Source organism: Pseudomonas sp. PDM24, assembly GCF_019218905.1.
Taxonomy (GTDB): Bacteria; Pseudomonadota; Gammaproteobacteria; order Pseudomonadales; family Pseudomonadaceae; genus Aquipseudomonas.
Genome location: NZ_JAHUWR010000002.1, coordinates 303,153 through 327,677, shown reverse-complemented (window position 1 = coordinate 327,677; position 24,525 = coordinate 303,153). Strand labels below are relative to the sequence as shown.

Here is a 24,525-nt window from a genome sequence, read left to right as displayed (position 1 = left end):
GCTAGCTTGCCATGCTTGCCGCGACAGATGAATATCGCAGGCCCATAAAGTCCGTTTCGCGCTCTGGAATAGCCCATGTCTGCCACTTTCGACCCCGATCATTTGCGTGCCAGCCTGCGGCCATTGGCCGAGTGGCAGCCGCTGTCGACCGAGGCCATGGCCTATCAGCATTTTTATGGGCTGGATTTCCCCCGGCGAAACCTGCGCAGTGGCCTGGGGCGTTTCGAGGTCGATGGCTATGAAGTGGTCAGCCAGCTCTGGTGGCCCGAGCGGGCGAAGGCGACGCTGTTTTTGTTTCACGGTTTCTACGATCACACCGGGCTCTATCGGCATGTGATCGAGTGGGCGCTGGACCAGGGTTTTGCGGTGATCGCCTGTGACCTGCCGGGGCATGGCTTGTCCAGTGGCGAACGGGCGAGCATCAAGGACTTCGCCGAGTATCAAAGCACCCTGCAAGGGCTGTTGGCCGAGGCGCAATCGCTGGGCCTTCCGCAGCCCTGGCACCTGTGCGGGCAAAGCACCGGCGGGGCGATCGTGATCGATCATGTGCTCAATCAGGGCACGAACAGTCCGGCCCAGGGGCAGGTGATTCTGCTGTCACCACTGGTTCGGCCGCGAGCCTGGGGCTGGTCGCAGCTCAGTTATTACCTGCTCAAGCCGTTCGTAAAAGGCATCGCCCGGCGTTTCAGCGAGAACTCCAACGACCCCGACTTCCTCGCATTCCTGCAAGCCGATCCGCTGCAGCCGCTGCGTCTGCCAACGGCCTGGGTTGGTGCGCTGGGGCGGTGGATCAAGCGTATCGAAGCGGCCCCGAGCAGCCCGCGGCAGCCGCTGATCGTGCAGGGGCAGGCGGACATGACCGTGGATTGGAGGCACAACCTTGATGTATTGCGGGATAAGTTCGATCGGCCGCAGGTGCTGATGCTGCCCAAGGCGCGGCATCATCTGGCGAATGAGTCAGCGGGATTGCGGCAGGAGTATTTCGGGTTTTTGAGCAAGCGGATGAAGGGCCGAAATCTCTAGCGGTCGTTCGGGCCTCTTCGCGAGCAAGCCCGCTCCCACATTAGATCTCCAGCGGATACAGAATTCATGTACGCCAGAGATCAAGTGTGGGAGCGGGCTTGCTCGCGAAAGCGATCGTCCAGACGCTGCAGATTACTGAGTAAGGCTCGACGTACTCTGCCCCACCGCCAACCCCGCCCGAATCGCCGCCAATGCCGCCTGGTAGTAAGCCTTGCCTTCAGTGGACTCGGCGAATGTGGCGAACTCTTCCAGTTCTTCATCCGACAGGTCGCGATAGACATACAGCAGCGTATTGTTCAGGTCGGCGCCGATCTGCTCCATCAGGCGCTGGCGCTGGCCGTTCAACATGCCTTGAGCCTGACCGCCACCGAGCAGGCCGGGGATCATCGAGCTCAGGCTGTCGGCCGCCACGCCCGCTATTGCCAGGCTGACTTCAGCACCGGCCTCGCGGGCAGGCAGGGCCTGGGCCAGGTGACCAATGATCAGCTGACGGGTATCGCTGGCCTGCATTTTCGGCAAGCCCTTGGCGTTTTTGGCCAATTGATCGCGACGGGTCGCCAGCAGTTCGGCGGCGACGATTTTCTTGCCCAAGGGCGATTGGAAGAAGGTCAATGCAGGTTTCGGATCGGCAAGCTTTTTGCGCAGCTGCGCTTCGGCACGCTGATCCATGGCTTTGGGCGCAAAGCGCTGATTACTGTTGTTGAGCAGAGCCTGAAACACCGCCGGCGGCAGGCTGTTCTGGTAACGCTGCTGAGCGGCAGAGAGAGCATCGTTGAAATGCGCACGTTGTTCTGGCCAACCGGCGACCTTGTACAACTGGTCGTGGCCGTCCGCCCAGGCGGGCAAAACACAGAACATCAGCAGTGAAAAAAGCAAACGGCGCATAGGGACTCCTGTCAGCAGGCGACTATTCTCCGTGCGGCATTCGTACTTGTCGAGAATTCGTATCAGGTTGCGTGCCTTATCCGACCAATCCTCCGCTGCGCGGCTCTGTCGGATTTGCGGGCACAGGAATACTATGCGCGCCATGCAAATATCCTCTGATCATCCGCTGCTGTTACGTATCGTCGACGACCTGGCTGAGCGCGGCTGGTCGCAGCAGAATATTTTCCTGCCTCTGGATCTGACCCAGGCGCTGGCGGCCGAGTGTCGCAAACGTGCCGCTGAGGGCGAGCTCGCCCCGGCCGCCGTAGGGCGCGGGCCGTTTTCGGAGATCCGCGAGGGCATTCGCGGTGACCATATCCAATGGCTCGAACCCGGTCAGGCCGGGGCTTGCGACAGCTATCTGGGCTTGATGAACAGCCTGCGTGAGGCGATGAATCGCAGTTTGTTTCTGGGCCTGGAAGATTTCGAGAGCCATTTCGCCCTGTACCCGCCTGGCGCTTTCTACCTCAAGCATGTCGACCGTTTCCGCGACGACGACCGGCGCATGGTTTCGGCGGTGATCTACCTCAATGACGCCTGGCTGCCCGAGCATGGCGGTCAGTTGCGCATGTACCTGGACGAAGGCGTCGAACATGATGTGGTGCCCACTGGCGGATGCCTGGTGGTGTTCCTGTCGGGCGAAGTCCCCCACGAAGTCCTGCCCGCAACCCGAGATCGCCTGTCGTTGACGGGCTGGTTCCGCCGTCGTGGCAACGAGCCGTTCTGATCATGCAAAAGATTCTGGTAAGCCGCTGTTTGCTCGGTCACCGCGTCCGTTACGACGGCGGCGCCAGTGGGCCATTCAATCTGCTGGAGCAGTGGATTGCCGAAGGCAGGGTGGTGCCGTTGTGCCCGGAAGTTGCCGGTGGTTTGCCGACGCCAAGGGCCGCGGCGGAGATTCCGGGCGGGCAGGGAGCTGAAGTGCTTGATGGCCTTGCATCGGTCATCACCACCGAGGGCGAGGACGTCAGTGCCGAGTTTCTTTCGGGGGCTTATCAGGCGCTGGAGCTGGTGCAGCAGCACGGCATTCGTATCGCCGTGCTCAAGGCCAACAGCCCGTCTTGCGGGAATCTGTTGACCTATGACGGGACGTTCAGTGGCGTGAGGGTCAGCGGTGAGGGTGTTACCGCGGCATTGCTCAAGCGCCATGGCGTGCAGGTGTTCAGTGAGCTGGAGTTGGTCGAAGCGGCGGTAGCGCTGGCAACCCTGAACTAACGACTTGCCACAAAACCCATGTGGGAGCGGGCTTGCTCGCGAAGAGGGAGTGTCAGTCGACATCAATGTTGCCTGACACACCGCATTCGCGAGCAAGCCCGCTCCCACATTAAATCTTCAGTGCCTTATGGTTTCGGCGCCACACTCGCATCCGCCCCGAACCATTTCTGCTCCAGCGCCTCCAGCCGACCATCAGCCTTGATCCGCTGCAAGGCGTTTTCCAGGCTGGCGTGAAACGCCGGGTTACCCTTCTGAAACGGAATGGCCATGCTCACAGCCGGGGCGGCTTTCGGCTTTTCTTCCGTCAGCGACTGCACCAACAGGATTGAACGCGGCTGCTCTTCTTTCTGCGCGATCAATTGCGCATTGGTGTGAATGTAAGGTTCGGTGAAGTCGAAACGATCCTTCAGCTCCGGGGTCTGTGCTATGTGATTGATGGCGACGTCGTACTTGCCGCTTTCGACGCCGGCCAGCAGGTCGACGGAATCGGTGACGACAAAGTCGGCCCGTACATCCAGCTCACCGGCCAGCAGTTGACCCAACTCGACCTCGAAGCCGGTCAGTTTGTCGTCATCCTTGAAATTGAAGGGCGGGGTATTGGCCTCAAGGGCAATGCGCAGTTCGCCGCGGTCGTTTACATCGTCCATCAGTTCGGCATGAGCCAAAGGGCTCAAAAGGGGTAGCAGGCAGATCAGGCCAGGCAAAAAGCGCATGGTCACTCCTTTGAATTCATTTATCGCGACGCGCTGTTCAGGCTCGCTTTGCTATGGTTGTCGTGTGCCTTCGACAACGAATGGCCGTGAAGTTGTCACGGTCGAGCGAATTTTACGGAAAAACTGGAGAAGAGAATGAAAAGCTTTATGTCACGAGCAGCGCTGGCTGGACTGTTGCTGGGTGCATCGATGCTGGCAACGGCTGCCACACCTGCTCCCAAAGGTGCACAAGTGTCCATCGTTTCTCCCGCGGACGGAGCCACGGTTCCGCAAACTGTCGTCGTCAAGTTCGCTGTCGAGAACATTGCGCTGGCGCCCGCGGGCGATGTCACCAAAAACACCGGCCATCACCACTTGCTGATCGATGTCGATAAACTGCCAGCCGCCGGTGCACCGATCCCCAACGATGCCAACCACCTGCACTTCGGCAAGGCGCAGACCCAGGCTGAAGTAAAGCTGACGCCGGGCAAACACACCTTGCAGCTTGAGCTGGGCGACAGCGGTCACATGCCGTTCGATCCGCCTATCGTGTCGGAGAAAATCACCGTCAACGTTAAGTAACATCAGTCGCGCCCATAAAAAAGGAGACCCGAAGGTCTCCTTTTTTTGTCACTCAAGTCACTATCAGAACAACACGCGGCAACGAATGGTGCCGTTGATGTGCTGCAGCTTCTCTTGCGCCATTTCCGAGTATTCGGCATCGACGTCGATCACGACGTAGCCGACTTTCTCGTTGGTCTGCAGGAACTGACCGGAAATGTTGATGCCGTTTTCGGCGAAGACCTTGTTGATCTCGCTCATCACACCCGGAATGTTCTCGTGGATGTGCAGCAGACGGTGCTTGCCAGGGTGAGCCGGCAGGGCCACTTCCGGGAAGTTCACGGACGATACCGACGTACCGTTGTCGCTGTACTTGACCAGTTTTTCCGCCACTTCCAGACCAATGTTGGCCTGCGCTTCAGCGGTGGAACCACCGATGTGCGGGGTCAGGATCACGTTGTCCAGGCCGCGCAGCGGGCTTTCGAACTCTTCTTCGTTGGAGCGCGGCTCCACCGGGAATACGTCGATGGCCGCGCCGATCAGGTGCTTGTCCTTGATCGCGTCCGCCAGGGCGTCCAGTTCAACAACAGTGCCGCGAGCAGCGTTGATCAGAATGCCGCCCTTCTTGATGGCGCGGATTTCTTTCTCGCCGATCATCCACTGGGTGGCTGCGGTTTCCGGAACGTGCAGGGTGACGATGTCGGACATGCCCAGCAGCTCGTGCAGGTTGCCGACCTGGGTGGCGTTACCCAGTGGCAGCTTGGTCACGGTGTCGTAGAAGTACACCTGCATCCCCAGGCCTTCAGCCAGAACCGACAGTTGGGTGCCGATCGAGCCGTAACCGACGATGCCCAGCTTCTTGCCACGGATCTCGAAGGAGTTGGCTGCGCTCTTGATCCAGCCGCCACGGTGGCAGGAAGCGTTCTTCTCAGGGATGCCGCGCAGCAACAGGATCGCCTCGGCCAATACCAGCTCGGCTACGGAGCGAGTGTTGGAGTACGGCGCGTTGAATACCGCGATGCCGCGTTCGCGAGCCGCGTTGAGGTCGACCTGGTTGGTGCCGATGCAGAAACAGCCGACAGCCACCAGTTTCTTCGCGTGATCGAAGATCTCTTCGGTCAGCTGAGTGCGGGAGCGAATGCCGATGAAGTGCGCATCAGCGATCTTTTCCTTGAGCTGGGCTTCCGGCAGAGAACCTGTGAGGTACTCGATGCTGGTGTAGCCCGCCGCCTTGAGGACGTCGACAGCCGATTGGTGGACGCCTTCGAGAAGAAGGAACTTGATCTTGCTCTTATCGAGAGAAGTCTTGCTCATCTGCGTAAACCTGTATCCCGGAGAAAAATGGCAGGAAATGGTCAACAGATGCTGACCCGGACGGCAAGAAAGCCGTCGCCGCAGAACAGCCGTTGGGCACTATGCTGCGGGGTCGATATGCTAGCATATGCACCCCGCTAAACACTCATTCCTGCGACGTGAAGCGTTCTCAGGATGACCATGAATTGTTCGAGAGTTCTGTCGATGACCGATCCTGCGCTGATTGATGAGCTGAAGACCCTGGTTGAGCCTGGCAAGGTCCTGACCGACGCCGACTCCCTGAATGCTTACGGCAAGGATTGGACCAAGCATTTCGCCCCGGCCCCGACGGCCATTGTGTTTCCCAAGACGACCGAGCAGGTCCAGGCCATTGTCCGTTGGGCCAATGAACACAAGGTTGCGCTGGTGCCGTCTGGCGGTCGTACCGGGCTTTCGGCTGCGGCCGTGGCAGCCAATGGCGAAGTGGTCGTGTCCTTCGACTACATGAACCAGATCCTCGACGTGAACCTGACTGACCGCACGGCCGTTTGTCAGCCGGGCGTGGTCACCGAGCAATTGCAGAACAAGGCCGAAGAGCACGGTTTGTACTACCCGGTGGATTTCGCTTCGGCAGGTTCCAGCCAGATTGGCGGCAACATCGGCACCAATGCCGGCGGGATCAAGGTGATTCGCTACGGCATGACCCGCAACTGGGTGGCCGGCATGAAAGTCGTCACCGGTAAGGGCGATCTGCTGGAACTGAACAAAGACCTGATCAAGAATGCCACTGGCTACGACCTGCGCCAGCTGTTCATCGGCGCCGAAGGCACCCTGGGCTTTGTGGTCGAGGCCACCATGCGTCTGGACCGTGCGCCGAAAAACCTCACCGCGATGGTCCTCGGCACTGCCGATTTCGATTCGATCATGCCGGTATTGCACGCGTTCCAGAGCAAGCTTGACCTGACTGCCTTCGAATTCTTCTCCGATAAAGCCTTGGCCAAGGTTATGGCGCGCGGTGACGTACCGGCGCCGTTCGAATCCGATTGCCCGTTCTACGCGCTGCTGGAATTCGAAGCGACCACCGAAGAAGTGGCCAATCATGCCCTGGAAACCTTCGAGCACTGCGTCGAGCAGGGCTGGGTACTGGACGGCGTGATGAGCCAGAGCGAAACCCAGTTGCAGAACCTTTGGAAGTTGCGCGAGTACATCTCCGAAACCATCTCCCACTGGACGCCGTACAAGAACGACATTTCGGTCACTGTGTCGAAAGTCCCGGCGTTCCTGAAAGAAATCGACGCGATCGTCGGCGAACATTACCCGGATTTCGAAATCGTCTGGTTCGGCCACATCGGCGATGGCAACCTGCATTTGAACATCCTCAAGCCGGACAACCTGAGCAAGGACGAGTTCTTCGCCAAATGCGCGACCGTCAACAAGTGGGTGTTCGAAACCGTCGAGAAGTACAACGGTTCGATTTCCGCCGAACATGGCGTGGGCATGACCAAGCGTGATTACTTGACCTACAGTCGCTCGCCGGTTGAGATCGAGTACATGAAAGCCGTCAAAGCGGTGTTCGACCCGAACGGCATCATGAACCCGGGCAAGATTTTCGCTGTTTGACTTTTGAATTTAAGAGCTACGAAACAGGAGTCGGTAATGAGCTATCAGCACCAGTATGTCGACGGCACGCGTATTCACTTCCCGTTGGGCAAAGTGGTGTGCATCGGCCGTAACTACGCCGAACACGCCAAGGAACTGGACAACCCGGTGCCTACTGAGCCACTGCTGTTCATCAAACCGGGTAGTTGCGTGGTGCCGCTGGAAGGCGGTTTCAGCATTCCGACCGAGCGTGGCTCGGTGCATTACGAAGCGGAAATCGCCGTGTTGATCGGCAAGCCACTGTCGACCAAGCCGAGCCGTGAAGAAGTACTGGATGCCATCTCCGGCATCGCCCCGGCTCTTGACCTGACCCTGCGCGACAAACAGGCCGAGCTAAAAGCCAAGGGCCTGCCGTGGGAAATCGCCAAGTCCTTCGACGGCGCGGCGGTGATTGCGCCGTTCGTGGCGGGCAGTACCTTCGCCGACCTGACCGACATCGGTATCCGCCTGACCATCAATGGTGAAGTGCGCCAGGATGGCAACAGCAAGGACATGCTGAATCCGATCGTGCCGATGATCCAGTACATGGCCGGCTGCTTCTCGCTGCAGGCCGGTGACGTGATCCTCACCGGTACGCCGGTGGGTGTTGGCCCGCTGAATGTCGGTGACGAACTGGTGCTCGAACTGCCAGGCGCCAGCCGCTTCACCAGCAGCGTGCGCTGACCCAACGCAAAACCCAGTGTGGGAGCGGGCTTGCTCGCGAAGAGGTCGTCAAATCCAGCATCAATGTTGGATGACAGACCGCATTCGCGAGCAAGCCCGCTCCCACTTTGGTTTGTGATCCTTCCTGGGAATCGCATCTGCCCGCAAAGGGCAATCCCGCCATTTCCCGTTTTTTTCACATGTTGTCCGGATAATTCCGGGGCTTCTGGCGTCTGAGCCAGTCCCAATGTGCTATTACCCATAGCCTGAATTTCTGGAACGCATCCCTGCATGGCCACCCAACCGCTGTCCAAGCTGAAAACTGCCCGCCGCTCGCGCTTTGTCATGCGTTGGTATTCCTGGCTTTTGCTGGTGTCGGTTGCCGTATATGGCCTCGTGTTTGCGATGCACTGGGATGATCGCGGCGTGCTCTGGGTGATGGAGCGTTTCGAAAGCCCGGCCGAGCGAAAAGAGAGTATCTGGCTGCCGGATTACCGGGCGGTGATCGACGCCAAGTTGCTGCCGGGCATGGAGAAGGACGAAGCGTCAGATGTTTCTTATGACCCGCAGACCAAAACCCTGTTTGCGGTGATGGGCAAGAATCCGTTCCTGGTCGAGCTGACGTTGCAGGGCGATGTGTTGCGCAAGATGCCTCTGGTGGGTTGGGGCAACCCGGAAGCGGTGGCGGTCATGGGCAACGGTTTACTGGCGATTACCGATGAGCGCAAACACCTGCTTTCCATCGTCAAGGTCGATGCCGATACTCGCGAACTGAATATCGCCAGTTTCCCGAAATACGACCTGGGCCCGTCGAAAAACCAGAATAAGGCCTTCGAGGCGATCGTCTGGGATGCGCGTAACCAGCAACTGCTGCTGGGCGAAGAGCGTCCGCCGGCGCTGTTCAGCTGGAAAAGCGATGGCAGCCAAATCCTCAAGGGCGACAAGCAAAAGCTGTCCAGCGACGAACTGGATATCCGCAACCTGTCGGCCCTGGCCATCGATCCGCGCACGGGCCACACCCTGGTGCTGTCCGCCGACTCTCACTTGTTGCTGGAATTGGACGAAAAAGGCGAGCAGGTCAGTTTCATGACTCTGCTGGGTGGTTTCAATGGTCTGAAAAAAACCATTCCCCGTGCCGAAGGCGTGACCATGGACGAAGCGGGCACGTTGTACATGGTAAGTGAGCCGAACCTGTTCTATCGCTTCGAAAAACAACCGTAGGAGTTCGGCAATTGTCGTCAAAGGCCATTGGCCATTAAGCTTGAATTCATACTGCCGTGGTATTTCATCCGCCCGTCTTGTTTCCGAGCCCGCCTGAATGCGCCGACTTGCCCGTCCCAAACCCCTGATACTGATCCTGTCGGTCATTGCGCTGATCATGCTGGTTGCCGTCGGCCAATACCTGCGCCTGTTCGAGCGCACCTGGTTCAATGTGCAGACGTTATGGCAGCCGATGAATGCCCAGTCGATTGGCCTGGATCAATATCAGGTAACGATCGAGGCGCAAGTCATTGACGGTCTGGATGACGATGTTTCGGCGCTGACCTTCGATCCCGTGCGCAAAAGCCTGTTCACCGTCACCAACAAAAATGCCGAACTGATCGAATTGTCCCTGGAAGGCAAAATCCTGCGGCGTGTGGCACTGATCGGGTTTGGCGACCCGGAGGCGGTGGAGTTCATCAGCGCTGACACTTACGTGATCACCGACGAGCGCCAGCAACGGTTGATCAAGATTCATCTGGAGGCGGACACGACGTTCCTTGATGCCGCCGACGCTGAACAGATCACCCTCGGCGTGCACATGCGTGGCAATAAGGGTTTCGAAGGGTTGGCCTATGACTCGGTGGGCAAGCGCTTGTTCGTCGCCAAGGAGCGCGACCCGATGCTGATCTACGAAGTGCAGGGCTTCCCGCACTACAACCCGGAGAAGTCCTACGCGGTGCATGTGGTGAACAACCCCAAGCGCGATGCCGGGATGTTCGTGCGAGACCTGTCGAGCCTGCAATACGATGAGCGTAGCGGCCATCTGCTGGCGCTGTCCGATGAATCGCGACTGATTCTGGAGCTGGACGTTGACGGGCGACCGCTGACCACCCTGTCACTGAGCAAGGGGCGTCAGGGGTTGCAGAAGACTGTGCCGCAAGCGGAAGGCATCGCCATGGACGATGACGGCACCTTGTACCTCGTCAGCGAGCCAAATCTGTTCTACGTCTTCAAAAAACCACCGCAACCCTGACCAGCACGCGTACCCCCTGTAGGAGCGAAGCTTGCTCGCGAAGGCGGCGCATCTGTCAGTAGAGATGTCGACTGATACGCCGCCTTCGCGAGCAAGCTTCGCTCCTACAGAGGTTTTGTGTTTGGCTTACTCGGCGCGCAGGGTTTTCACGCCTTCGCTCGTCCCCAGCAGCAGCAAATCAGCCGGGCGGGCTGCGAACAAGCCGTTGGTGACCACGCCGACGATGGCATTGATCTGTGTTTCCAGCTCCACCGGGTTGGTGATCTGCATGTTGAACACGTCGAGGATGATGTTGCCGTTGTCGGTCAGCACGCCTTCACGGTAAACCGGGTCGCCGCCGAGCTTCACCAGTTGGCGGGCCACGTGGCTGCGGGCCATCGGGATCACTTCCACCGGCAGCGGGAACGCACCAAGCACCGGCACCAGTTTGCTGGCGTCGGCGATGCAGATGAAGGTCTTGGCCACGGCCGCAACAATCTTCTCGCGGGTCAGGGCTGCGCCGCCGCCCTTGATCAGGTGCAGGTGCTCGTCGCTTTCATCGGCGCCGTCGACGTAGAACTCCAAGTCGCTGACGGTATTGAGCTCATACACCGGAATGCCGTGGCCTTTGAGGCGGGCGGCGGTGGCTTCGGAGCTGGCGACCGCGCCATCGAACGCGCCTTTGTGCTTGGCCAGGGCATCGATGAAGCAATTGGCGGTGGAGCCGGTGCCGACCCCGACGATGCTCTTGTCGTCGAGTTTTGGAAGGATGAAGTCGACGGCGGCCTGAGCCACCGCCTGTTTGAGTTGATCCTGGGTCATGCGGGCTCCGAAGTGCCGAAGAAGGGACGAAAGGCCGGCATTATAGGCCTCGCGATGGGGAAGGTCATTGCCCGATTGGCGGGTCAAATGCGCACGCCAGACAATTGATTAACTGTAGGAGCGAGGCTTGCCCGCGAAGAGGTCATCACATCCAGCATAAATTTGGCAGTAAGATCGCTTTCGCGGGCAAGCCTCGCTCCTACAAGTATGGTCGCCCGCCCAAAAGCCGGGTTAGACTCCTTGGCCCTGCCCAACCCGCTCAGTGATGCTTTCCGATGCTCGAACAGTACGTCAAAAAGATCCTCACCTCGCGCGTTTATGACGTTGCCGTAGAAACCCCATTGCAGACTGCCCGCCAGCTCTCCGAGCGGCTGGGCAACGATATCTGGCTCAAGCGTGAAGACTTGCAGCCGGTGTTCTCGTTCAAGATTCGCGGCGCCTATAACAAGCTGACGCAGCTGAGCGATGAAGAGCGCGCTCGCGGCGTGGTCACCGCGTCGGCGGGCAACCATGCGCAAGGCCTGGCCCTGGCGGCCAAGGTTCTGGGCGTGAAAGCGACCATCGTGATGCCCAAGACCACCCCGGAAATCAAGGTCGAAGGTGTGCGCTCGCGTGGCGGTAAAGTGGTGCTGCACGGGGATTCGTTCCCGGAAGCCCTGGCCTACTCGCTGAAACTGGTCGACGAAAAAGGCTACGTCTACATTCACCCCTACGACGATCCTCACACCATTGCCGGGCAGGGCACGGTGGCCATGGAGATTCTGCGCCAGCACCCGGGGCGTCTGGATGCGATCTTCGTTCCGGTGGGCGGCGGCGGGTTGATCGCCGGGATTGCGGCGTACGTGAAATACCTGCGCCCGGACATCAAAATCATCGGCGTCGAACCGGATGACTCCAACTGCCTGCAAGCCGCCATGGCGGCCGGCGAGCGCGTGGTGCTGCCGACCGTGGGGCTCTTCGCCGACGGCGTCGCGGTGGCGCAGATCGGCCAGTACACCTTTGATATCTGCAAAGACTACGTAGACGAAGTGATTACTGTCAGCACCGACGAGATCTGTGCGGCAATCAAGGATATCTACGACGATACCCGCTCGATCACTGAACCTGCCGGCGCCTTGGGCGTGGCCGGAATCAAGAAGTACGTCGAGCAACGCGGCGTTACAGGCCACACCTTCGTGGCCATTGATTCCGGTGCCAACGTCAACTTCGACCGCTTGCGCCACGTGGCCGAGCGCGCTGAACTGGGCGAGGGTCGCGAAGCCATCATCGCCGTGACCATTCCCGAGAAACCGGGCAGCTTCAAGGCGTTCTGCGAAGCCATCGGCAAGCGCCAGATCACCGAATTCAACTACCGCTACAACACCGGCAGCGAAGCGCACATCTTCGTCGGCGTGCAGACGCATCCGGAAAACGACCCGCGCAGTGCGCTGCTCGCCAGTCTCACCGAGCAGGGTTTCCCGGTGCTCGACCTGACCGACAACGAACTGGCCAAGTTGCACATTCGCCATATGGTTGGTGGGCGCGCCGCCCAGGTGGTCGATGAAGTGGTGCTGCGCTTCGAGTTCCCGGAGCGTCCGGGTGCGTTGTTCAACTTCCTCAACAAGCTCGGCGGGCGCTGGAACATTTCGATGTTCCACTACCGCAACCACGGCGCGGCCGATGGCCGTGTAGTCGCGGGCCTGCAAGTGCCGCACGAAGAGCGTCATCTGGTACCGGCCGCGCTGGAAGAAATCGGCTACCCGTACTGGGACGAAAGCGACAACCCGGCCTATCAGCTGTTTCTCGGCTGAGCGGCTACGCTGATCGGCAGGCCATAAGGAAATCGAACAATGGAAACGTTAACCGCCCTCAAAATCGCTCATGGCGTGGCGACGGTGTTGCTGTTGATCAGCGCACTGGGGTTGGCGATCTGGGTCTGGCGCGCCCGCCGTAACGGCGACGCAAGCGCTCACACTCGTACCTTGCAACGACCGCTTGTGTTCATCTGGCTATTGATGGGCCTGGCACTGCTGAGCATGCCGTTCACCGGTTGGTGGATGGTGCATCTGGTGGGCTGGCCGTTGGGGCAGACCTGGCTGCTGGCTTCCAGTGTGCTCTACACCGTGGCGGCGTTGGGCTGGTTCTGGCTGGTGGTGCGGCTGAATCGGCTGCGCAAGGCGCCCGCGGGAGGGAATGGGAAGTTTACGTTTGCGTTGGCGCTGTTCAGCTTGGTTTGCTTTATTGCCATTGCGGGGTTGATGGGGGCCAAGCCGGTATAGCGCGGAATCTGTAGCAGCTGCCGAGGTACGAGGCTGCGATGGGCTGCGAAGCGGCCCCAAAGGGCGGTCCTGCGGACCGCAACGCAGCCTCGTACCTCGGCAGCTGCTACAGGCTTAATCAGTCGCGCAGGCTAATCACCGGCCAACCCCGCTTCTCGGCCTCGGCCCGCAGATTCACGTCCGGATCAACAGCAATCGGATTCGCCACCTGTTCCAGCAACGACAAGTCATTCATCGAATCGCTGTAGAAATAGCTGTCTTCCAGATTGTGGCCAGTCTCTTCGAGCCAACGATTCAACCGGGTCACCTTGCCTTCACGGAAGCACGGGACATCAGTGCTGCGCCCGGTGTAACGGCCGTCGATCATTTCGCATTCGGTGGCGATCAGGGTTTCAACGCCTAAACGTGCTGCAATCGGCCCGGTCACAAAGCGGTTGGTGGCGGTGATGATCACCAGTTTGTCGCCGGCCTCACGGTGCTTGGCCAGCAGTTCGATACCCTTGGGCAGTACGATCGGTTCGATGCAGTCGCGCATGTAGTCCAGGTGCCATTGATCCAGCGTGGCCATCTCGGTGCGACCGAGAACTTCGAGGCAGAAGTTCAGGTACGCGTCGTTATCCAGCTTGCCGGCCAGGTAGTCCTGATAGAACTCGTCGTTGCGTGCCTTGTAGGCGACGGCGTCAAGGAAACCGCGTTCGCACAGATAATCGCCCCAGGCGTGGTCACTGTCACCGCCCAGAAGCGTGTTGTCCAAGTCGAATAAAGCCAGCCGCATTACAGTTACTCGCTGAAAAGTCTGTAGAAAGGTGTCCAGAATACGGACTTTTCACAAGAGTGCACATAAGGTAGGTCGGCTCGTTGCTGCTTTCACAACCTTTGTGGAACAATGCGACGACATGCGTTTGCGAGGTTGTTGCCGTGATCGACCCCGATGGTTTCCGCCCCAATGTCGGGATCATTCTGACGAATGATGCCGGCCAGGTGCTATGGGCTCGCCGTATCAATCAAGATGCCTGGCAGTTTCCACAGGGAGGGATCAATCCCCAGGAGACGCCGGAAGACGCCTTGTACCGCGAGTTGAACGAAGAAGTGGGCCTGGAGCGCGAAGATGTTGAAATACTCGCCTGCACCCGGGGCTGGTTGCGCTATCGTTTGCCGCAACGTCTGGTCAGGACGCACAGCCAACCGCTGTGCATCGGCCAGAAGCAGAAATGGTTTCTCCTGCGCCTGATCTCCAACGAGCAGCGGGTGCGGATGGATTTGACCGGTAAACCGGAATTCGATGGCTGGCGCTGGGTCAGTTATTGGTATCCGTTGGGCCAGGTGGTGACATTCAAGCGCGAGGTTTATCGCCGCGCTCTCAAAGAGCTTGCCCCGCGCCTTTTAGCGCGCGACTGACGACGGAGTTCGACCCCGAGCCATGCTCAATACGCTGCGCAAGATCGTCCAGGAAGTTAACTCCGCCAAGGATCTCAAGGCGGCGTTGGGGATTATTGTGTTGCGCGTCAAAGAGGCCATGGGCAGCCAGGTCTGCTCGGTCTACTTGCTTGACCCCGAGACCAATCGCTTCGTGCTGATGGCCACCGAGGGCTTGAACAAGCGCTCGATCGGCAAAGTCAGCATGGCACCCAACGAAGGTCTGGTCGGCCTGGTCGGCACGCGTGAAGAACCCCTGAACCTCGAAAACGCCGCGGATCACCCGCGCTACCGTTACTTCGCCGAGACCGGTGAAGAGCGCTACGCCTCGTTCCTCGGGGCGCCGATCATTCACCACCGTCGCGTTGTCGGCGTGTTGGTCATTCAGCAAAAAGAACGCCGCCAGTTCGATGAAGGTGAAGAAGCCTTCCTCGTGACCATGAGCGCGCAACTTGCCGGCGTTATCGCCCACGCCGAGGCCACCGGTTCGATCCGTGGTCTGGGGCGGCAGGGCAAAGGTATCCAGGAAGCAAAGTTCGTCGGGGTACCGGGTTCGCCGGGCGCGGCGGTCGGAACCGCGGTCGTCATGCTGCCGCCGGCCGATCTGGATGTGGTGCCGGACAAGACTATCGCCGACATTGACGCAGAGCTTGCGCTGTTCAAGACCGCCATCGAAGGCGTGCGCGCCGACATGCGTGCCTTGTCCGCCAAGCTGGCGACCCAGCTGCGGCCTGAAGAACGGGCGCTGTTCGACGTTTACCTGATGATGCTCGACGATGCCTCGCTCGGCAGCGAAATCACCACGGTGATCAAGACCGGTCAGTGGGCTCAGGGCGCGTTGCGTCAGGTGGTCACCGAACACGTCAACCGATTCGAATTGATGGACGACGCCTACTTGCGTGAGCGCGCCTCGGACGTCAAGGATCTCGGTCGGCGCTTGCTGGCTTATCTGCAGGAAGAGCGGCAGCAGACCCTGGTCTACCCCGACAACACCATTCTGGTCAGCGAAGAACTGACGCCGGCGATGCTCGGCGAGGTGCCGGAAGGCAAGCTGGTGGGTCTGGTGTCGGTACTCGGTTCCGGCAACTCCCACGTGGCGATCCTGGCGCGCGCCATGGGTATTCCGACGGTGATGGGCCTGGTCGACTTGCCGTACTCCAAGGTCGACGGCATCCAGATGATCGTCGACGGCTACCACGGTGAGGTCTATACCAACCCCAGTGACGTGCTGCGCAAGCAGTTCGCCGAAGTGGTCGAGGAAGAGAAGCAACTGGCCCTCGGGCTGGATGCATTGCGGGATCTGCCGTGCGTGACGGTCGATGGCCACCGCATGCCGCTGTGGGTCAACACTGGCCTGCTGGCGGACGTGGCACGGGCGCAGAAGCGCGGTGCCGAGGGCGTGGGTCTGTACCGCACCGAAGTGCCGTTCATGATCAACCAGCGCTTCCCGAGCGAAAAAGAGCAGCTGGCAATCTATCGCGAGCAGCTCGCCGCGTTCCATCCGCAACCGGTGACCATGCGCAGCCTGGACATCGGCGGCGACAAGGCGTTGTCGTACTTTCCGATCAAGGAAGACAACCCGTTCCTCGGCTGGCGCGGCATTCGTGTGACCCTCGACCACCCGGAAATCTTCCTGGTGCAAACCCGCGCCATGCTCAAGGCCAGCGAAGGCCTGAACAACCTGCGTATTCTGCTGCCGATGATTTCCGGCATCCATGAACTGGAAGAAGCCCTGCACCTGATTCATCGGGCCTGGGGCGAAGTCCGCGACGAAGGCACCGACGTGCCGATGCCGCCGGTTGGCGTGATGATCGAGATTCCGGCGGCGGTGTATCAGACCAGGGAACTGGCGCGACAAGTGGACTTCCTGTCGGTCGGCTCCAACGACCTGACCCAGTACCTGCTGGCCGTGGACCGCAACAACCCGCGGGTGGCCGATCTCTACGACTACCTGCACCCGGCAGTGTTGCAAGCCTTACAGAACGTGGTGCGTGATGCTCATGCCGAAGGCAAGCCTGTGAGTATCTGCGGCGAAATGGCCGGTGACCCGGCGGCGGCGGTGTTGTTGATGGCGATGGGCTTCGACAGCCTGTCGATGAACGCCACCAACTTGCCGAAAGTGAAGTGGATGCTGCGTCAGATCAACCTGAGCAAGGCCAAGGAATTGCTGGCTGAGCTGATGACCATCGACAACCCGCAAGTTATCCACAGCTCGCTGCAGTTGGCGCTGAAGAACCTTGGGTTGGCGCGGATGATCAATCCGGCTTCGGTCAAGACCCTCTAAGAGGCTGACGGACTCTTCGCGGGCAAGCCTCGCTCCTACAGATTATGTGTCGTGTCCATTTCCGGCGACCAACACAAGTTCTGTAGGAGCGAGGCTTGCCCGCGAAGGCGTCCGCAAACACACCACATCTTCAAATCCTGATCTCTACCTCCCCCAAATGCCCCCCATACGGCCCGAAACTCCGCTCGACCATATGCCGCCCCCCATCCGCCTGAACAATCAACGCCGTGCTCGCCCGTGTCCCGTAAGTCGGGCTCTTGATAAACACGCTCGACAACAACGTCTCGGTGGCCTGTCCCACGCCAGTGTCTGGCAGTTCGGCAAGCGGTGCCGTCTGCGGATCGCTCAGCAAAGCCAATAGCGCCTGCGGCTGCGGATCGTCCAACACCTCGCTTAATGCTGCCTTGGCCTTGAGCACTTTCGGCCACGGCGTATCCAGCCCTGCGTTAGATAACCCATAAATGCCCGGTTGGAGCATGACTGCCTCCGTCTCCCGGGCATTGAAGTGCCATAGCTCGTTGGCATTGCCAATCAACAGATTAAACCCGGCATATTCAGGCGAACGTCCGACAACGTCCTTTAAATAGTCGTCAATCGACATGTCCCCACTGAGAAACTGCGCCACCAGTTCGCCTCGCGACTTGCGCGCCGGCGGCTGAAGGGGATCACGGATGTTGGTCAGCGCGGCGAAGCGCCCATTGGCGCCGACCCCGAGCCACGTACCGCCAGCCTCCAGGTCGCGACCGGCGTACACGTGCGGGGCATGTGGCCATTGCGCCAGGGGCTGGCTGGGCCGGGCATAGAATTCGTCGCGGTTGGCCGCCACGATCAGTGGCTGGGCATGACCCGGCCGCCAGGCAAAAACAATCAGGCACATAAGGTGGTCCTTGTGTGTTTTTTGCTCACTCTACGCAGACATCGCTCATCGATCCATCGCCATCCACAGTGGAGCCCGAGGCCATGCTTCCGTTACCATGCCGCTCCTGATTCGGATGCTTGGGGATGCGGCCATGGAATTTCTGCTCTATCTGGCGCTGGGCGCCTGTGCGGGCGTGCTGGCCGGGCTGTTTGGAGTAGGCGGCGGGATCATCATTGTCCCGGTGCTGGTGTTCAGTTTCACCTTGCAGGGATTTGATGCGTCGATCCTGACGCATCTGGCAGTCGGCACCTCCCTGGCGACGATCATCTTTACGTCGGTCAATGCGGTTCGCGAGCACCATCGCCGCGGCGCCGTGCGTTGGCCGATTTTTGCCTGGATGACCCTTGGCATTCTGATCGGTGCCGGTTTCGGCGCGCTGACCGCCGAAGCGATTTCCGGGCCGAATTTGCAGAAGATCATTGGTGTATTTGCGCTGATCATCGCCGTTCAACTCGCTTTGGACTTCAAACCCAAGGCCAGCCGAACGGTGCCGGGCAAAGTCGGTCTGACCGTGGCCGGCAGTGTGATTGGCTGGGCTTCGGCGATTTTCGGGATTGGCGGCGGCTCGTTGACCGTGCCGTTCCTGACTTGGCGCAGCCTGCCGATGCAGCAGGCGGTGGCCACTTCGTCGGCCTGTGGCCTGCCAATCGCCTTGGCCAGTGCATTAAGTTTCATGATTCTGGGGTGGCACGATCCACTGCTGCCGGCCCATAGTCTCGGTTTTGTTTATTTGCCGGCGCTGCTGGGGATCGCCCTGACCAGCATGGTATTCGCCCGCCTCGGTGCGCGACTGGCCCACAGGCTGTCGCCGCGCTTGCTGAAAAGACTATTTGCCGCTTTGCTGTTTTGCGTCGGCTTGAGCTTCTTGCTCTGACGCGTAGCGCAATCCTGGCTTAATCCTGGCGTGACAGCGTCGCCCGGGCATTTGAAGGTTTCAACTCTAACGAGGAGTCGCAATGCTGCCTTACCCGCAGATCGACCCGGTGGCCCTGGCCATCGGTCCGCTGAAAATCCACTGGTACGGCCTGATGTACCTGATCGGCATCGGCGGTGCGTGGTGGCTGGCGTCACGCCGGCTGAACCGCTTCGACCCGACCTGGACCAAGGAGAAACTCTCCGACATGGTGTTCTGGATGTCGATGGGTGTCATCGTTGGTGGACGTTTGGGTTATGTGCTGTTTTACGATCTGAACGCCTACCTGGCCAACCCGACCCTGATCTTCGAAGTGTGGAAGGGCGGCATGTCGTTCCACGGCGGGTTTATCGGTGTGATGCTGGCGGCGCTGTGGTTCGGTAAAAAGAACGACAAGTCGTTCTTCCAGCTGATGGACTTCGTCGCGCCGATGGTGCCGATCGGCCTGGGTGCCGGGCGCATCGGTAACTTCATCAACGCCGAGTTGTGGGGCAAGGCGACCGACGTGCCGTGGGCGATGGTCTTCCCGACCGATCCGGCGCAACTGGCGCGTCATCCGTCGCAGCTGTACCAATTTGCGCTGGAAGGCGTGGCGCTGTTCGCGATCCTCTGGCTGTTCTCGCGCAAGCCGCGGCCGACCATGGCGGTGTCCGGGATGTTCGCGCTGTTCTATGGCATCTTCCGCTTCATCGTCGAATTCGTTCGCGTGCCGGACGCGCAACTGGGTTATCTGGCCTGGAACTGGCTGACCATGGGCCAGGTGCTTTGCGTTCCGATGATCGTCGGCGGGCTGTTCCTGATCTGGCTGGCTTATCGGCGCGCCCCGGCAGCCCCCGCAGCTGCTGTATAAAAAGCAGGCGCTATAAATTCGAATCCCGGGGCGACGGTCCCGGGTTCAAGGACACAGGTAATTCATGAAGCAATATCTCGAACTGGTCGCCCACGTCATCAAGAACGGCACCAAACAGGCCAACCGCACCGGCGTGAACACCATCAGCTTTCCGGGCGCGATGCTGCGCTTCGATCTGCAGGAAGGTTTCCCGGCGATCACCACTCGCAAGATGGCCTTCAAATCCGCCATCGGCGAGATGTGCGGTTTTCTGCGCGGGGTGAACAACGCCGCCGAATTCCGGGCGCTGGGCTGCAAGGTCTGGGACCAGAACGCCAACGAAAACGCGCAGTGGCTGGCCAACCCGTTCCGTCAGGGTGAAGACGACCTCGGCGAGATCTACGGCGTGCAATGGCGCAAATGGCCGGCGTACAAGCAGATTCCGGTCAGCAACCAGGCCGCCATCGAGCAGACCCTGAGCCAGGGTTATCGTCAGATCGCCGAAGGCGAAGAAGATGGCCAGGCTTATGTGGTGCTGTACAAGGCGATCGACCAGATCCGCCAGTGCGTCGACACCATCATCAAGGACCCGGGCAGCCGTCGCATCCTGTTCCACGGCTGGAACGTCGCCCAGCTCGACGAAATGGCCCTGCCGCCGTGCCACTTGCTGTACCAGTTCCACCCGAATGTTGAGACCAGGGAAATCTCCCTGACCCTCTACATCCGCTCCAACGACCTGGGCCTGGGCACGCCGTTCAACCTCACCGAAGGCGCCGCGCTGCTGAGCCTGATCGGTCGCCTGACCGGTTACACACCGCGCTGGTTCACCTATTTCATCGGCGACGCCCACGTCTACGAAAACCACCTGGACATGCTCAACGAACAGCTCAAGCGCGAGCCGTTCCCGATGCCGAAACTGGTGATTTCCGACCGCGTGCCGGAGTTTGCCAAGACCGGTGTTTATCAGCCGGAATGGCTGGAGCAGATTGAGCCGAGCGATTTCTCGCTGGAAGGCTATGAACACCACGCGCCGATGACCGCGCCGATGGCGGTTTGATAGTTTTGATCGGCGGTCTTTTTTATTAGGAAAAGGTCTATTGAACTGTCATTTATGACAGTAGGCGAATAAACGAGAGGGTGTTTGACTGATCCCAAGGCCATCAGGCCGGGTCAGCAACACCCTCTTCTTGTTCAGGAGCCTCTTCATGACGATCAACGTGCCTCATGCGCCTGCCGGCTTTTCGGAGAAACATTCAAGCCTTGCGCCGCGCTTGCGCGCCGAATTGGCCAGTTCACCACTCATTGGCTGTGAAAGCCGCTCGGGGCTCTTTCATTTCATTCCGAGCCTCGCTCCATGGGGATGTGTGGTGCCCATGGAAATACTCACTGGGACGCCCATCTTCGTTGATTCGTTGCGAGTGGTGGTGTATCCGAACGAGTTGGAGTTTCAGCTATACGATCAGGTTCGAGTGCAATGGCAGGCATTGGACGGGACCGGCGAGAGCTTCCAGTCATTACCCCAATGGGTACTGAATTTCACCGCGCTGCATTTTGTTGTTTCAGATGAGGAAGCCCGGAAGTTTGAAGGAAAGAGGTGTGAAGTCATTTTTGTGATCGTAAGAGAGGAAAACCATCTACCTTCTCGCTCTTTGTTCATGACGTTGGCCCCGGCACTGATTCAAACCGACCGGGTGTCTATTGAAGGGGTCTTGGAAGATGTACTGGAGATCGATCAACATCCCGATGGCGTTATCCTGACCATCCCCCGGATTGAAAACCTGCAAACAAACAACGCCATCGAAATGTTCTGGAAAAGTAGCCCGAATGGCGGGGCAGGCGGAGCCTGGAGAGACTATCAGCGTAAATTGGCGGTAAGCCCCGACTCACCCCTGGAGTTCCGGGTTGAGCCTTCTGTCTATCAAGGCCATCGCGGTGAGCTCGTTCATCTGTTTTGCAGCCTTTTTCTGGGGTCCGGGATGGTGCCCGGCATCAGCTATGGCATGGGAAACAACGGGATCCTCGAGTTCAAATTGGTGTAATCGGCTTGAATGGTGACGGATTCAATGCCCATGACTCCTGCCAACATGAGAATGCTCAACCTCCGTCGCCACAACCCCGCCGCTCACTTCCAGCCGCTGCAAAATCCCGCACTGATCGATATCCGGCCCTTCGCTGCAGCGTTGGCGCAGGTCGAGCAGTTGTGTCTGCAAGGCCAGCAAACCATCGATTCGAGCTTTCACATGGTGGATGTGTTCGTCGATCAACGCGTTGACGTTTTCGCATTGATCCTGCGGGCTGTCGCGCAGGGCCAGCAGGCTGCGGATTTCTTCAAGGGTCATGTCGAGGGTGCGGCAGTTGCGGATGAAGGTCAGGCGCTCGGCGTGGGCCTGGGTGTAGACGCGGTAATTGCCGTCGCTGCGGGCCGGCTCCGGCAGCAGGTTTTCGCGCTCGTAGTAGCGGATGGTTTCCACGGCGCAGTCGGTGAGTTTCGCCAGTTCTCCGATTTTCATCGCGACAATCTCCAAAAGGGTGCTTGACCCTATAGTGGCTACAGGGTCTTTACTTGGCAACAGGCACCTTCATGGACGCGAACAATGAGCGATTCTCTTCACACCCACAAACCCGGGCACGATCACAGCCACAAGCTGCAGCCTGTGTCCAGGCATGACCATGGCGGCCACGGGGATTCCTGCTGTTCCTCCAAAGCAGCAGCGCCGTCGCTGATCAAGTTGAGCGAGACGCCGACTGCCGGTGCGCGGCTGAGCAGTTTCCGCATCGAGGCCATGGACTGCCCGACGGAACAGACGCTGATCCAGAACAAACTCGGGAAGCTGTCGGGTGTGCAGCAACTGGAATTCAACCTGATCAACCGGGTGTTGGGCGTGACCCATGACCTGCCAGGCACCGCGCCGATCATCGATGCGATCAAGTCGCTCGGCATGCACGCCGAGCCGCTGGAGCCGGGCGTTGAAGCGCCAATTCCGGCGCCTGAGAAAAAGCCCTGGTGGCCATTGGCATTGTCCGGCGTTGGCGCGCTGGCCGCCGAGCTTATCCACTTCACCAGTGCGGCGCCAAACTGGGTGGTGGCAGTCATCGCGCTGATTTCGATTCTCAGCGGTGGCCTCAGCACTTACAAAAAGGGCTGGATCGCCCTGAAAAACCTCAACCTGAACATCAACGCGCTGATGAGCATCGCGGTGACCGGCGCGATTCTGATCGGTCAATGGCCGGAAGCGGCAATGGTGATGTTTCTGTTCACCGTGGCCGAATTGATCGAAGCCAGGTCTCTGGACCGGGCGCGCAACGCCATCGGCGGGCTGATGCAGATGGCCCCCGAGCAGGCCACGGTGCAACAGGCCGACGGCAGTTGGATCGCACAACCGGTCAAAAACATCGAACTGGGTGCGCGGGTGCGGGTGCGTCCTGGCGAGCGGATCGGTCTGGACGGCGAAGTGTTGTCCGGCAACTCAACCATCGATCAGGCGCCGATCACCGGTGAAAGCCTCCCGGTGGAAAAAACCATCGGCGACAAAGTGTTCGCCGGCACCATCAACCAGTCCGGTTCGCTGGAATACACGGTAACCGCTGCGGCGAACAATTCGACCCTGGCGCGGATTATCCACGCCGTGGAACAGGCTCAGGGGGCACGCGCCCCGACCCAGCGTTTCGTCGACAGTTTCTCGAAAATCTACACCCCGGCGGTGTTTATCCTGGCCCTGGCCGTGGCGGTGATTCCGCCGCTGTTCATGGATGCGCTGTGGTTCGACTGGATCTACCGGGCGCTGGTGTTGCTGGTGGTCGCCTGCCCGTGTGCCTTGGTGATTTCTACCCCGGTGACCATCGTCAGCGGTCTCGCGGCTGCGGCGCGCAAAGGGATTCTGGTCAAGGGTGGCGTCTATCTGGAGCACGGCCACAAACTCGATTACCTGGCCCTCGACAAGACCGGCACCCTCACGCACGGCAAACCGGTGCAGACCGACTATGTGTCCCTCGATCCAATCGCTGATGCAATTGCCCCGGCCATTGCGGCGGCACTGGCCGGTCGTTCGGATCACCCGGTGTCGCTGGCTATCGCCAACGCGGCTGTGGATAAGCATCCTGTGCCGCTGACTGTGGATAACTTCGAAGCCCTGGCGGGGCGTGGTGTGCGCGGCGAGATTAACGGTGAGCTCTACCACTTGGGCAATCACCGCCTGGTGGAAGATTTGGGCCTGTGTTCGCCAGCGCTGGAAGAGCAGCTGTTTGCTCTGGAGAAACAGGGCAAATCCGTGGTGCTGTTGCTCGACAAGTCGGGCCCCCTGGCGCTGTTTGCCGTCGCGGACACCGTGAAAGCATCCAGCCGCGAAGCGATCCAGCAGTTGCATGAGTTGGGCATCAAAACCCTGATGCTGACCGGCGACAACGTTCATACCGCCCAGGCCATCGCCGCCCACGTGGGCATCGATCAGGCGCAGGGCGATCTGTTGCCGACCGATAAGCTGCAAGCCATCGAAACGCTGTATGCCCAAGGCCATCGGGTCGGGATGGTCGGCGACGGCATCAACGACGCACCGGCACTGGCGCGGGCCGAGATCGGTTTCGCCATGGCGGCGGCCGGCACCGACACCGCAATCGAAACCGCTGATGTCGCCCTGATGGACGACGATCTGCGCAAGATTCCGGCTTTCATCCGCCTGTCGCGGCAGACCTCGAATATCCTCAAACAGAACATTGCCCTGGCATTGGTCATCAAAGCGATCTTTCTTGGGGTAACCTTCGCCGGGATCGCCACCATGTGGATGGCGGTGTTCGCTGACATGGGCGTGAGCCTGTTGGTGGTGTTCAACGGTTTGCGCCTGTTGCGCAAATAGACGATGAGGG

Annotated in this window: 24 protein-coding genes; 17 read left to right on the top strand and 7 right to left on the bottom strand. The window is 59.7% G+C overall.

Annotated elements, in window-relative coordinates:
* Window positions 1-75 precede the first annotated feature (75 nt).
* Window positions 76-1,023 carry an alpha/beta hydrolase gene (locus KW837_RS09365; RefSeq protein ID WP_218395344.1) on the top strand — a complete coding sequence of 316 codons (948 nt, stop codon included), beginning with the start codon at window positions 76-78 and terminating at the stop codon, window positions 1,021-1,023.
* Between the two features lie 132 nt (window positions 1,024-1,155).
* On the opposite strand, the gene KW837_RS09360 is transcribed toward KW837_RS09365, so the two are convergent.
* Window positions 1,156-1,908 (bottom strand): DUF2059 domain-containing protein, encoded by a 753-nt coding sequence (locus KW837_RS09360; protein ID WP_218395343.1) that lies wholly within the window; start codon window positions 1,906-1,908, stop codon window positions 1,156-1,158.
* Between the two features lie 133 nt (window positions 1,909-2,041).
* On the opposite strand from KW837_RS09360, the gene KW837_RS09355 reads away from it, so the two are divergent.
* On the top strand, window positions 2,042-2,674 hold the full coding sequence (locus KW837_RS09355; RefSeq protein ID WP_218395342.1) for a 2OG-Fe(II) oxygenase: 633 nt from the start codon (window positions 2,042-2,044) through the stop codon (window positions 2,672-2,674).
* A gap of 2 nt (window positions 2,675-2,676) precedes the next feature.
* Window positions 2,677-3,162 (top strand): DUF523 domain-containing protein, encoded by a 486-nt coding sequence (locus KW837_RS09350; protein ID WP_218395341.1) that lies wholly within the window; start codon window positions 2,677-2,679, stop codon window positions 3,160-3,162.
* A gap of 125 nt (window positions 3,163-3,287) precedes the next feature.
* Here the strand turns inward: KW837_RS09350 and KW837_RS09345 are convergent, their stop codons facing one another.
* On the bottom strand, window positions 3,288-3,875 hold the full coding sequence (locus KW837_RS09345; RefSeq protein ID WP_218395340.1) for a transporter substrate-binding domain-containing protein: 588 nt from the start codon (window positions 3,873-3,875) through the stop codon (window positions 3,288-3,290).
* A 135-nt stretch (window positions 3,876-4,010) separates the two neighbouring features.
* On the opposite strand from KW837_RS09345, the gene KW837_RS09340 reads away from it, so the two are divergent.
* A complete protein-coding gene (locus KW837_RS09340; RefSeq protein WP_218395339.1) occupies window positions 4,011-4,436 on the top strand; it encodes a DUF4399 domain-containing protein in 426 nt (141 codons plus the stop codon).
* 63 nt (window positions 4,437-4,499) lie between these two features.
* On the opposite strand, the gene serA is transcribed toward KW837_RS09340, so the two are convergent.
* Window positions 4,500-5,729, bottom strand: coding sequence for a phosphoglycerate dehydrogenase (serA, locus tag KW837_RS09335; protein WP_007897715.1), 1,230 nt, complete (start codon window positions 5,727-5,729; stop codon window positions 4,500-4,502).
* 204 nt (window positions 5,730-5,933) lie between these two features.
* Between serA and KW837_RS09330 the strand changes: the two genes are divergently transcribed.
* The 4 genes from KW837_RS09330 (at window position 5,934) to KW837_RS09315 (ending at window position 10,245) form a co-directional block, all read left to right on the top strand.
* Complete coding sequence (locus tag KW837_RS09330; RefSeq protein WP_063342217.1) at window positions 5,934-7,328, top strand: FAD-binding oxidoreductase; 1,395 nt, start codon at window positions 5,934-5,936, stop codon at window positions 7,326-7,328.
* Window positions 7,329-7,364: 36 nt separating this feature from the next.
* A complete protein-coding gene (locus KW837_RS09325; RefSeq protein ID WP_008007329.1) occupies window positions 7,365-8,030 on the top strand; it encodes a fumarylacetoacetate hydrolase family protein in 666 nt (221 codons plus the stop codon).
* Window positions 8,031-8,300: 270 nt separating this feature from the next.
* The gene (locus tag KW837_RS09320) at window positions 8,301-9,230 is read left to right on the top strand and encodes an SdiA-regulated domain-containing protein (RefSeq protein ID WP_218395338.1); all 930 of its coding nucleotides are present in this window, start codon (window positions 8,301-8,303) and stop codon (window positions 9,228-9,230) included.
* Between the two features lie 97 nt (window positions 9,231-9,327).
* On the top strand, window positions 9,328-10,245 hold the full coding sequence (locus KW837_RS09315) for an SdiA-regulated domain-containing protein (protein WP_192344953.1): 918 nt from the start codon (window positions 9,328-9,330) through the stop codon (window positions 10,243-10,245).
* A gap of 126 nt (window positions 10,246-10,371) precedes the next feature.
* Here the strand turns inward: KW837_RS09315 and rpiA are convergent, their stop codons facing one another.
* The gene (rpiA, locus tag KW837_RS09310; RefSeq protein ID WP_192344952.1) at window positions 10,372-11,046 is read right to left on the bottom strand and encodes a ribose-5-phosphate isomerase RpiA; all 675 of its coding nucleotides are present in this window, start codon (window positions 11,044-11,046) and stop codon (window positions 10,372-10,374) included.
* Between the two features lie 275 nt (window positions 11,047-11,321).
* Here rpiA and ilvA point away from each other — a divergent pair, with 275 nt between their 5' ends.
* Both ilvA and KW837_RS09300 read left to right on the top strand, forming a co-directional pair.
* Window positions 11,322-12,836 carry a threonine ammonia-lyase, biosynthetic gene (gene ilvA / locus KW837_RS09305; protein WP_218395337.1) on the top strand — a complete coding sequence of 505 codons (1,515 nt, stop codon included), beginning with the start codon at window positions 11,322-11,324 and terminating at the stop codon, window positions 12,834-12,836.
* A 39-nt stretch (window positions 12,837-12,875) separates the two neighbouring features.
* Window positions 12,876-13,304 (top strand): DUF2269 domain-containing protein, encoded by a 429-nt coding sequence (locus KW837_RS09300; protein ID WP_218395336.1) that lies wholly within the window; start codon window positions 12,876-12,878, stop codon window positions 13,302-13,304.
* 118 nt (window positions 13,305-13,422) lie between these two features.
* Here KW837_RS09300 and KW837_RS09295 read toward each other — a convergent pair whose 3' ends face one another.
* A complete protein-coding gene (locus tag KW837_RS09295) occupies window positions 13,423-14,079 on the bottom strand; it encodes an HAD family phosphatase (protein ID WP_192344950.1) in 657 nt (218 codons plus the stop codon).
* A 143-nt stretch (window positions 14,080-14,222) separates the two neighbouring features.
* On the opposite strand from KW837_RS09295, the gene KW837_RS09290 reads away from it, so the two are divergent.
* Together KW837_RS09290 and ptsP are read left to right on the top strand one after the other, a co-directional pair.
* Window positions 14,223-14,702 carry an RNA pyrophosphohydrolase gene (locus KW837_RS09290; protein WP_007897732.1) on the top strand — a complete coding sequence of 160 codons (480 nt, stop codon included), beginning with the start codon at window positions 14,223-14,225 and terminating at the stop codon, window positions 14,700-14,702.
* Between the two features lie 22 nt (window positions 14,703-14,724).
* Window positions 14,725-17,004 (top strand): phosphoenolpyruvate--protein phosphotransferase, encoded by a 2,280-nt coding sequence (gene ptsP, locus KW837_RS09285; RefSeq protein ID WP_192344949.1) that lies wholly within the window; start codon window positions 14,725-14,727, stop codon window positions 17,002-17,004.
* 130 nt (window positions 17,005-17,134) lie between these two features.
* On the opposite strand, the gene KW837_RS09280 is transcribed toward ptsP, so the two are convergent.
* Window positions 17,135-17,881, bottom strand: a complete 747-nt coding sequence (locus KW837_RS09280; protein ID WP_218395335.1) for an NRDE family protein — start codon at window positions 17,879-17,881, stop codon at window positions 17,135-17,137.
* A 133-nt stretch (window positions 17,882-18,014) separates the two neighbouring features.
* On the opposite strand from KW837_RS09280, the gene KW837_RS09275 reads away from it, so the two are divergent.
* The 4 genes from KW837_RS09275 to KW837_RS09260 all read left to right on the top strand — a co-directional run bounded on the left by KW837_RS09275 (window position 18,015) and on the right by KW837_RS09260 (window position 21,704).
* The gene (locus tag KW837_RS09275) at window positions 18,015-18,797 is read left to right on the top strand and encodes a sulfite exporter TauE/SafE family protein (RefSeq protein WP_218395334.1); all 783 of its coding nucleotides are present in this window, start codon (window positions 18,015-18,017) and stop codon (window positions 18,795-18,797) included.
* Between the two features lie 82 nt (window positions 18,798-18,879).
* The gene (gene lgt, locus KW837_RS09270; RefSeq protein ID WP_008007345.1) at window positions 18,880-19,686 is read left to right on the top strand and encodes a prolipoprotein diacylglyceryl transferase; all 807 of its coding nucleotides are present in this window, start codon (window positions 18,880-18,882) and stop codon (window positions 19,684-19,686) included.
* A 64-nt stretch (window positions 19,687-19,750) separates the two neighbouring features.
* Window positions 19,751-20,722 carry a thymidylate synthase gene (locus tag KW837_RS09265; protein ID WP_218395333.1) on the top strand — a complete coding sequence of 324 codons (972 nt, stop codon included), beginning with the start codon at window positions 19,751-19,753 and terminating at the stop codon, window positions 20,720-20,722.
* A gap of 148 nt (window positions 20,723-20,870) precedes the next feature.
* A complete protein-coding gene (locus KW837_RS09260) occupies window positions 20,871-21,704 on the top strand; it encodes a hypothetical protein (RefSeq protein ID WP_218395332.1) in 834 nt (277 codons plus the stop codon).
* A 21-nt stretch (window positions 21,705-21,725) separates the two neighbouring features.
* Here the strand turns inward: KW837_RS09260 and cadR are convergent, their stop codons facing one another.
* Entirely contained in the window at window positions 21,726-22,175 is a 450-nt protein-coding gene (gene cadR / locus KW837_RS09255; RefSeq protein WP_007897786.1) for a Cd(II)/Pb(II)-responsive transcriptional regulator, read from the bottom strand.
* A gap of 84 nt (window positions 22,176-22,259) precedes the next feature.
* Here cadR and KW837_RS09250 point away from each other — a divergent pair, with 84 nt between their 5' ends.
* Window positions 22,260-24,515: a heavy metal translocating P-type ATPase gene (locus KW837_RS09250; RefSeq protein ID WP_218395331.1), complete on the top strand. Its 2,256-nt coding sequence runs from the start codon at window positions 22,260-22,262 to the stop codon at window positions 24,513-24,515.
* Window positions 24,516-24,525: the final 10 nt, after the last annotated feature.

Bases quoted from the DNA above. Each gene is read 5' to 3' on its own strand.
- KW837_RS09315 (WP_192344953.1), top strand. From the start codon at position 9,328: ATGCGCCGACTTGCCCGTCCCAAACCCCTGATACTGATCCTGTCGGTC.
- ilvA (WP_218395337.1), top strand. From the start codon at position 11,322: ATGCTCGAACAGTACGTCAAAAAGATCCTCACCTCGCGCGTTTATGAC.
- KW837_RS09325 (WP_008007329.1), top strand. From the start codon at position 7,365: ATGAGCTATCAGCACCAGTATGTCGACGGCACGCGTATTCACTTCCCG.
- KW837_RS09350 (WP_218395341.1), top strand. From the start codon at position 2,677: ATGCAAAAGATTCTGGTAAGCCGCTGTTTGCTCGGTCACCGCGTCCGT.
- KW837_RS09345 (WP_218395340.1), bottom strand. From the start codon at position 3,875: ATGCGCTTTTTGCCTGGCCTGATCTGCCTGCTACCCCTTTTGAGCCCT.
- KW837_RS09300 (WP_218395336.1), top strand. From the start codon at position 12,876: ATGGAAACGTTAACCGCCCTCAAAATCGCTCATGGCGTGGCGACGGTG.
- serA (WP_007897715.1), bottom strand. From the start codon at position 5,729: ATGAGCAAGACTTCTCTCGATAAGAGCAAGATCAAGTTCCTTCTTCTC.
- rpiA (WP_192344952.1), bottom strand. From the start codon at position 11,046: ATGACCCAGGATCAACTCAAACAGGCGGTGGCTCAGGCCGCCGTCGAC.
- KW837_RS09265 (WP_218395333.1), top strand. From the start codon at position 19,751: ATGAAGCAATATCTCGAACTGGTCGCCCACGTCATCAAGAACGGCACC.
- KW837_RS09295 (WP_192344950.1), bottom strand. From the start codon at position 14,079: ATGCGGCTGGCTTTATTCGACTTGGACAACACGCTTCTGGGCGGTGAC.
- KW837_RS09355 (WP_218395342.1), top strand. From the start codon at position 2,042: ATGCGCGCCATGCAAATATCCTCTGATCATCCGCTGCTGTTACGTATC.
- KW837_RS09365 (WP_218395344.1), top strand. From the start codon at position 76: ATGTCTGCCACTTTCGACCCCGATCATTTGCGTGCCAGCCTGCGGCCA.
- KW837_RS09320 (WP_218395338.1), top strand. From the start codon at position 8,301: ATGGCCACCCAACCGCTGTCCAAGCTGAAAACTGCCCGCCGCTCGCGC.
- KW837_RS09275 (WP_218395334.1), top strand. From the start codon at position 18,015: ATGGAATTTCTGCTCTATCTGGCGCTGGGCGCCTGTGCGGGCGTGCTG.
- cadR (WP_007897786.1), bottom strand. From the start codon at position 22,175: ATGAAAATCGGAGAACTGGCGAAACTCACCGACTGCGCCGTGGAAACC.
- KW837_RS09250 (WP_218395331.1), top strand. From the start codon at position 22,260: ATGAGCGATTCTCTTCACACCCACAAACCCGGGCACGATCACAGCCAC.
- KW837_RS09330 (WP_063342217.1), top strand. From the start codon at position 5,934: ATGACCGATCCTGCGCTGATTGATGAGCTGAAGACCCTGGTTGAGCCT.
- KW837_RS09280 (WP_218395335.1), bottom strand. From the start codon at position 17,881: ATGTGCCTGATTGTTTTTGCCTGGCGGCCGGGTCATGCCCAGCCACTG.
- ptsP (WP_192344949.1), top strand. From the start codon at position 14,725: ATGCTCAATACGCTGCGCAAGATCGTCCAGGAAGTTAACTCCGCCAAG.
- KW837_RS09260 (WP_218395332.1), top strand. From the start codon at position 20,871: ATGACGATCAACGTGCCTCATGCGCCTGCCGGCTTTTCGGAGAAACAT.
- KW837_RS09340 (WP_218395339.1), top strand. From the start codon at position 4,011: ATGAAAAGCTTTATGTCACGAGCAGCGCTGGCTGGACTGTTGCTGGGT.
- KW837_RS09360 (WP_218395343.1), bottom strand. From the start codon at position 1,908: ATGCGCCGTTTGCTTTTTTCACTGCTGATGTTCTGTGTTTTGCCCGCC.
- lgt (WP_008007345.1), top strand. From the start codon at position 18,880: ATGCTGCCTTACCCGCAGATCGACCCGGTGGCCCTGGCCATCGGTCCG.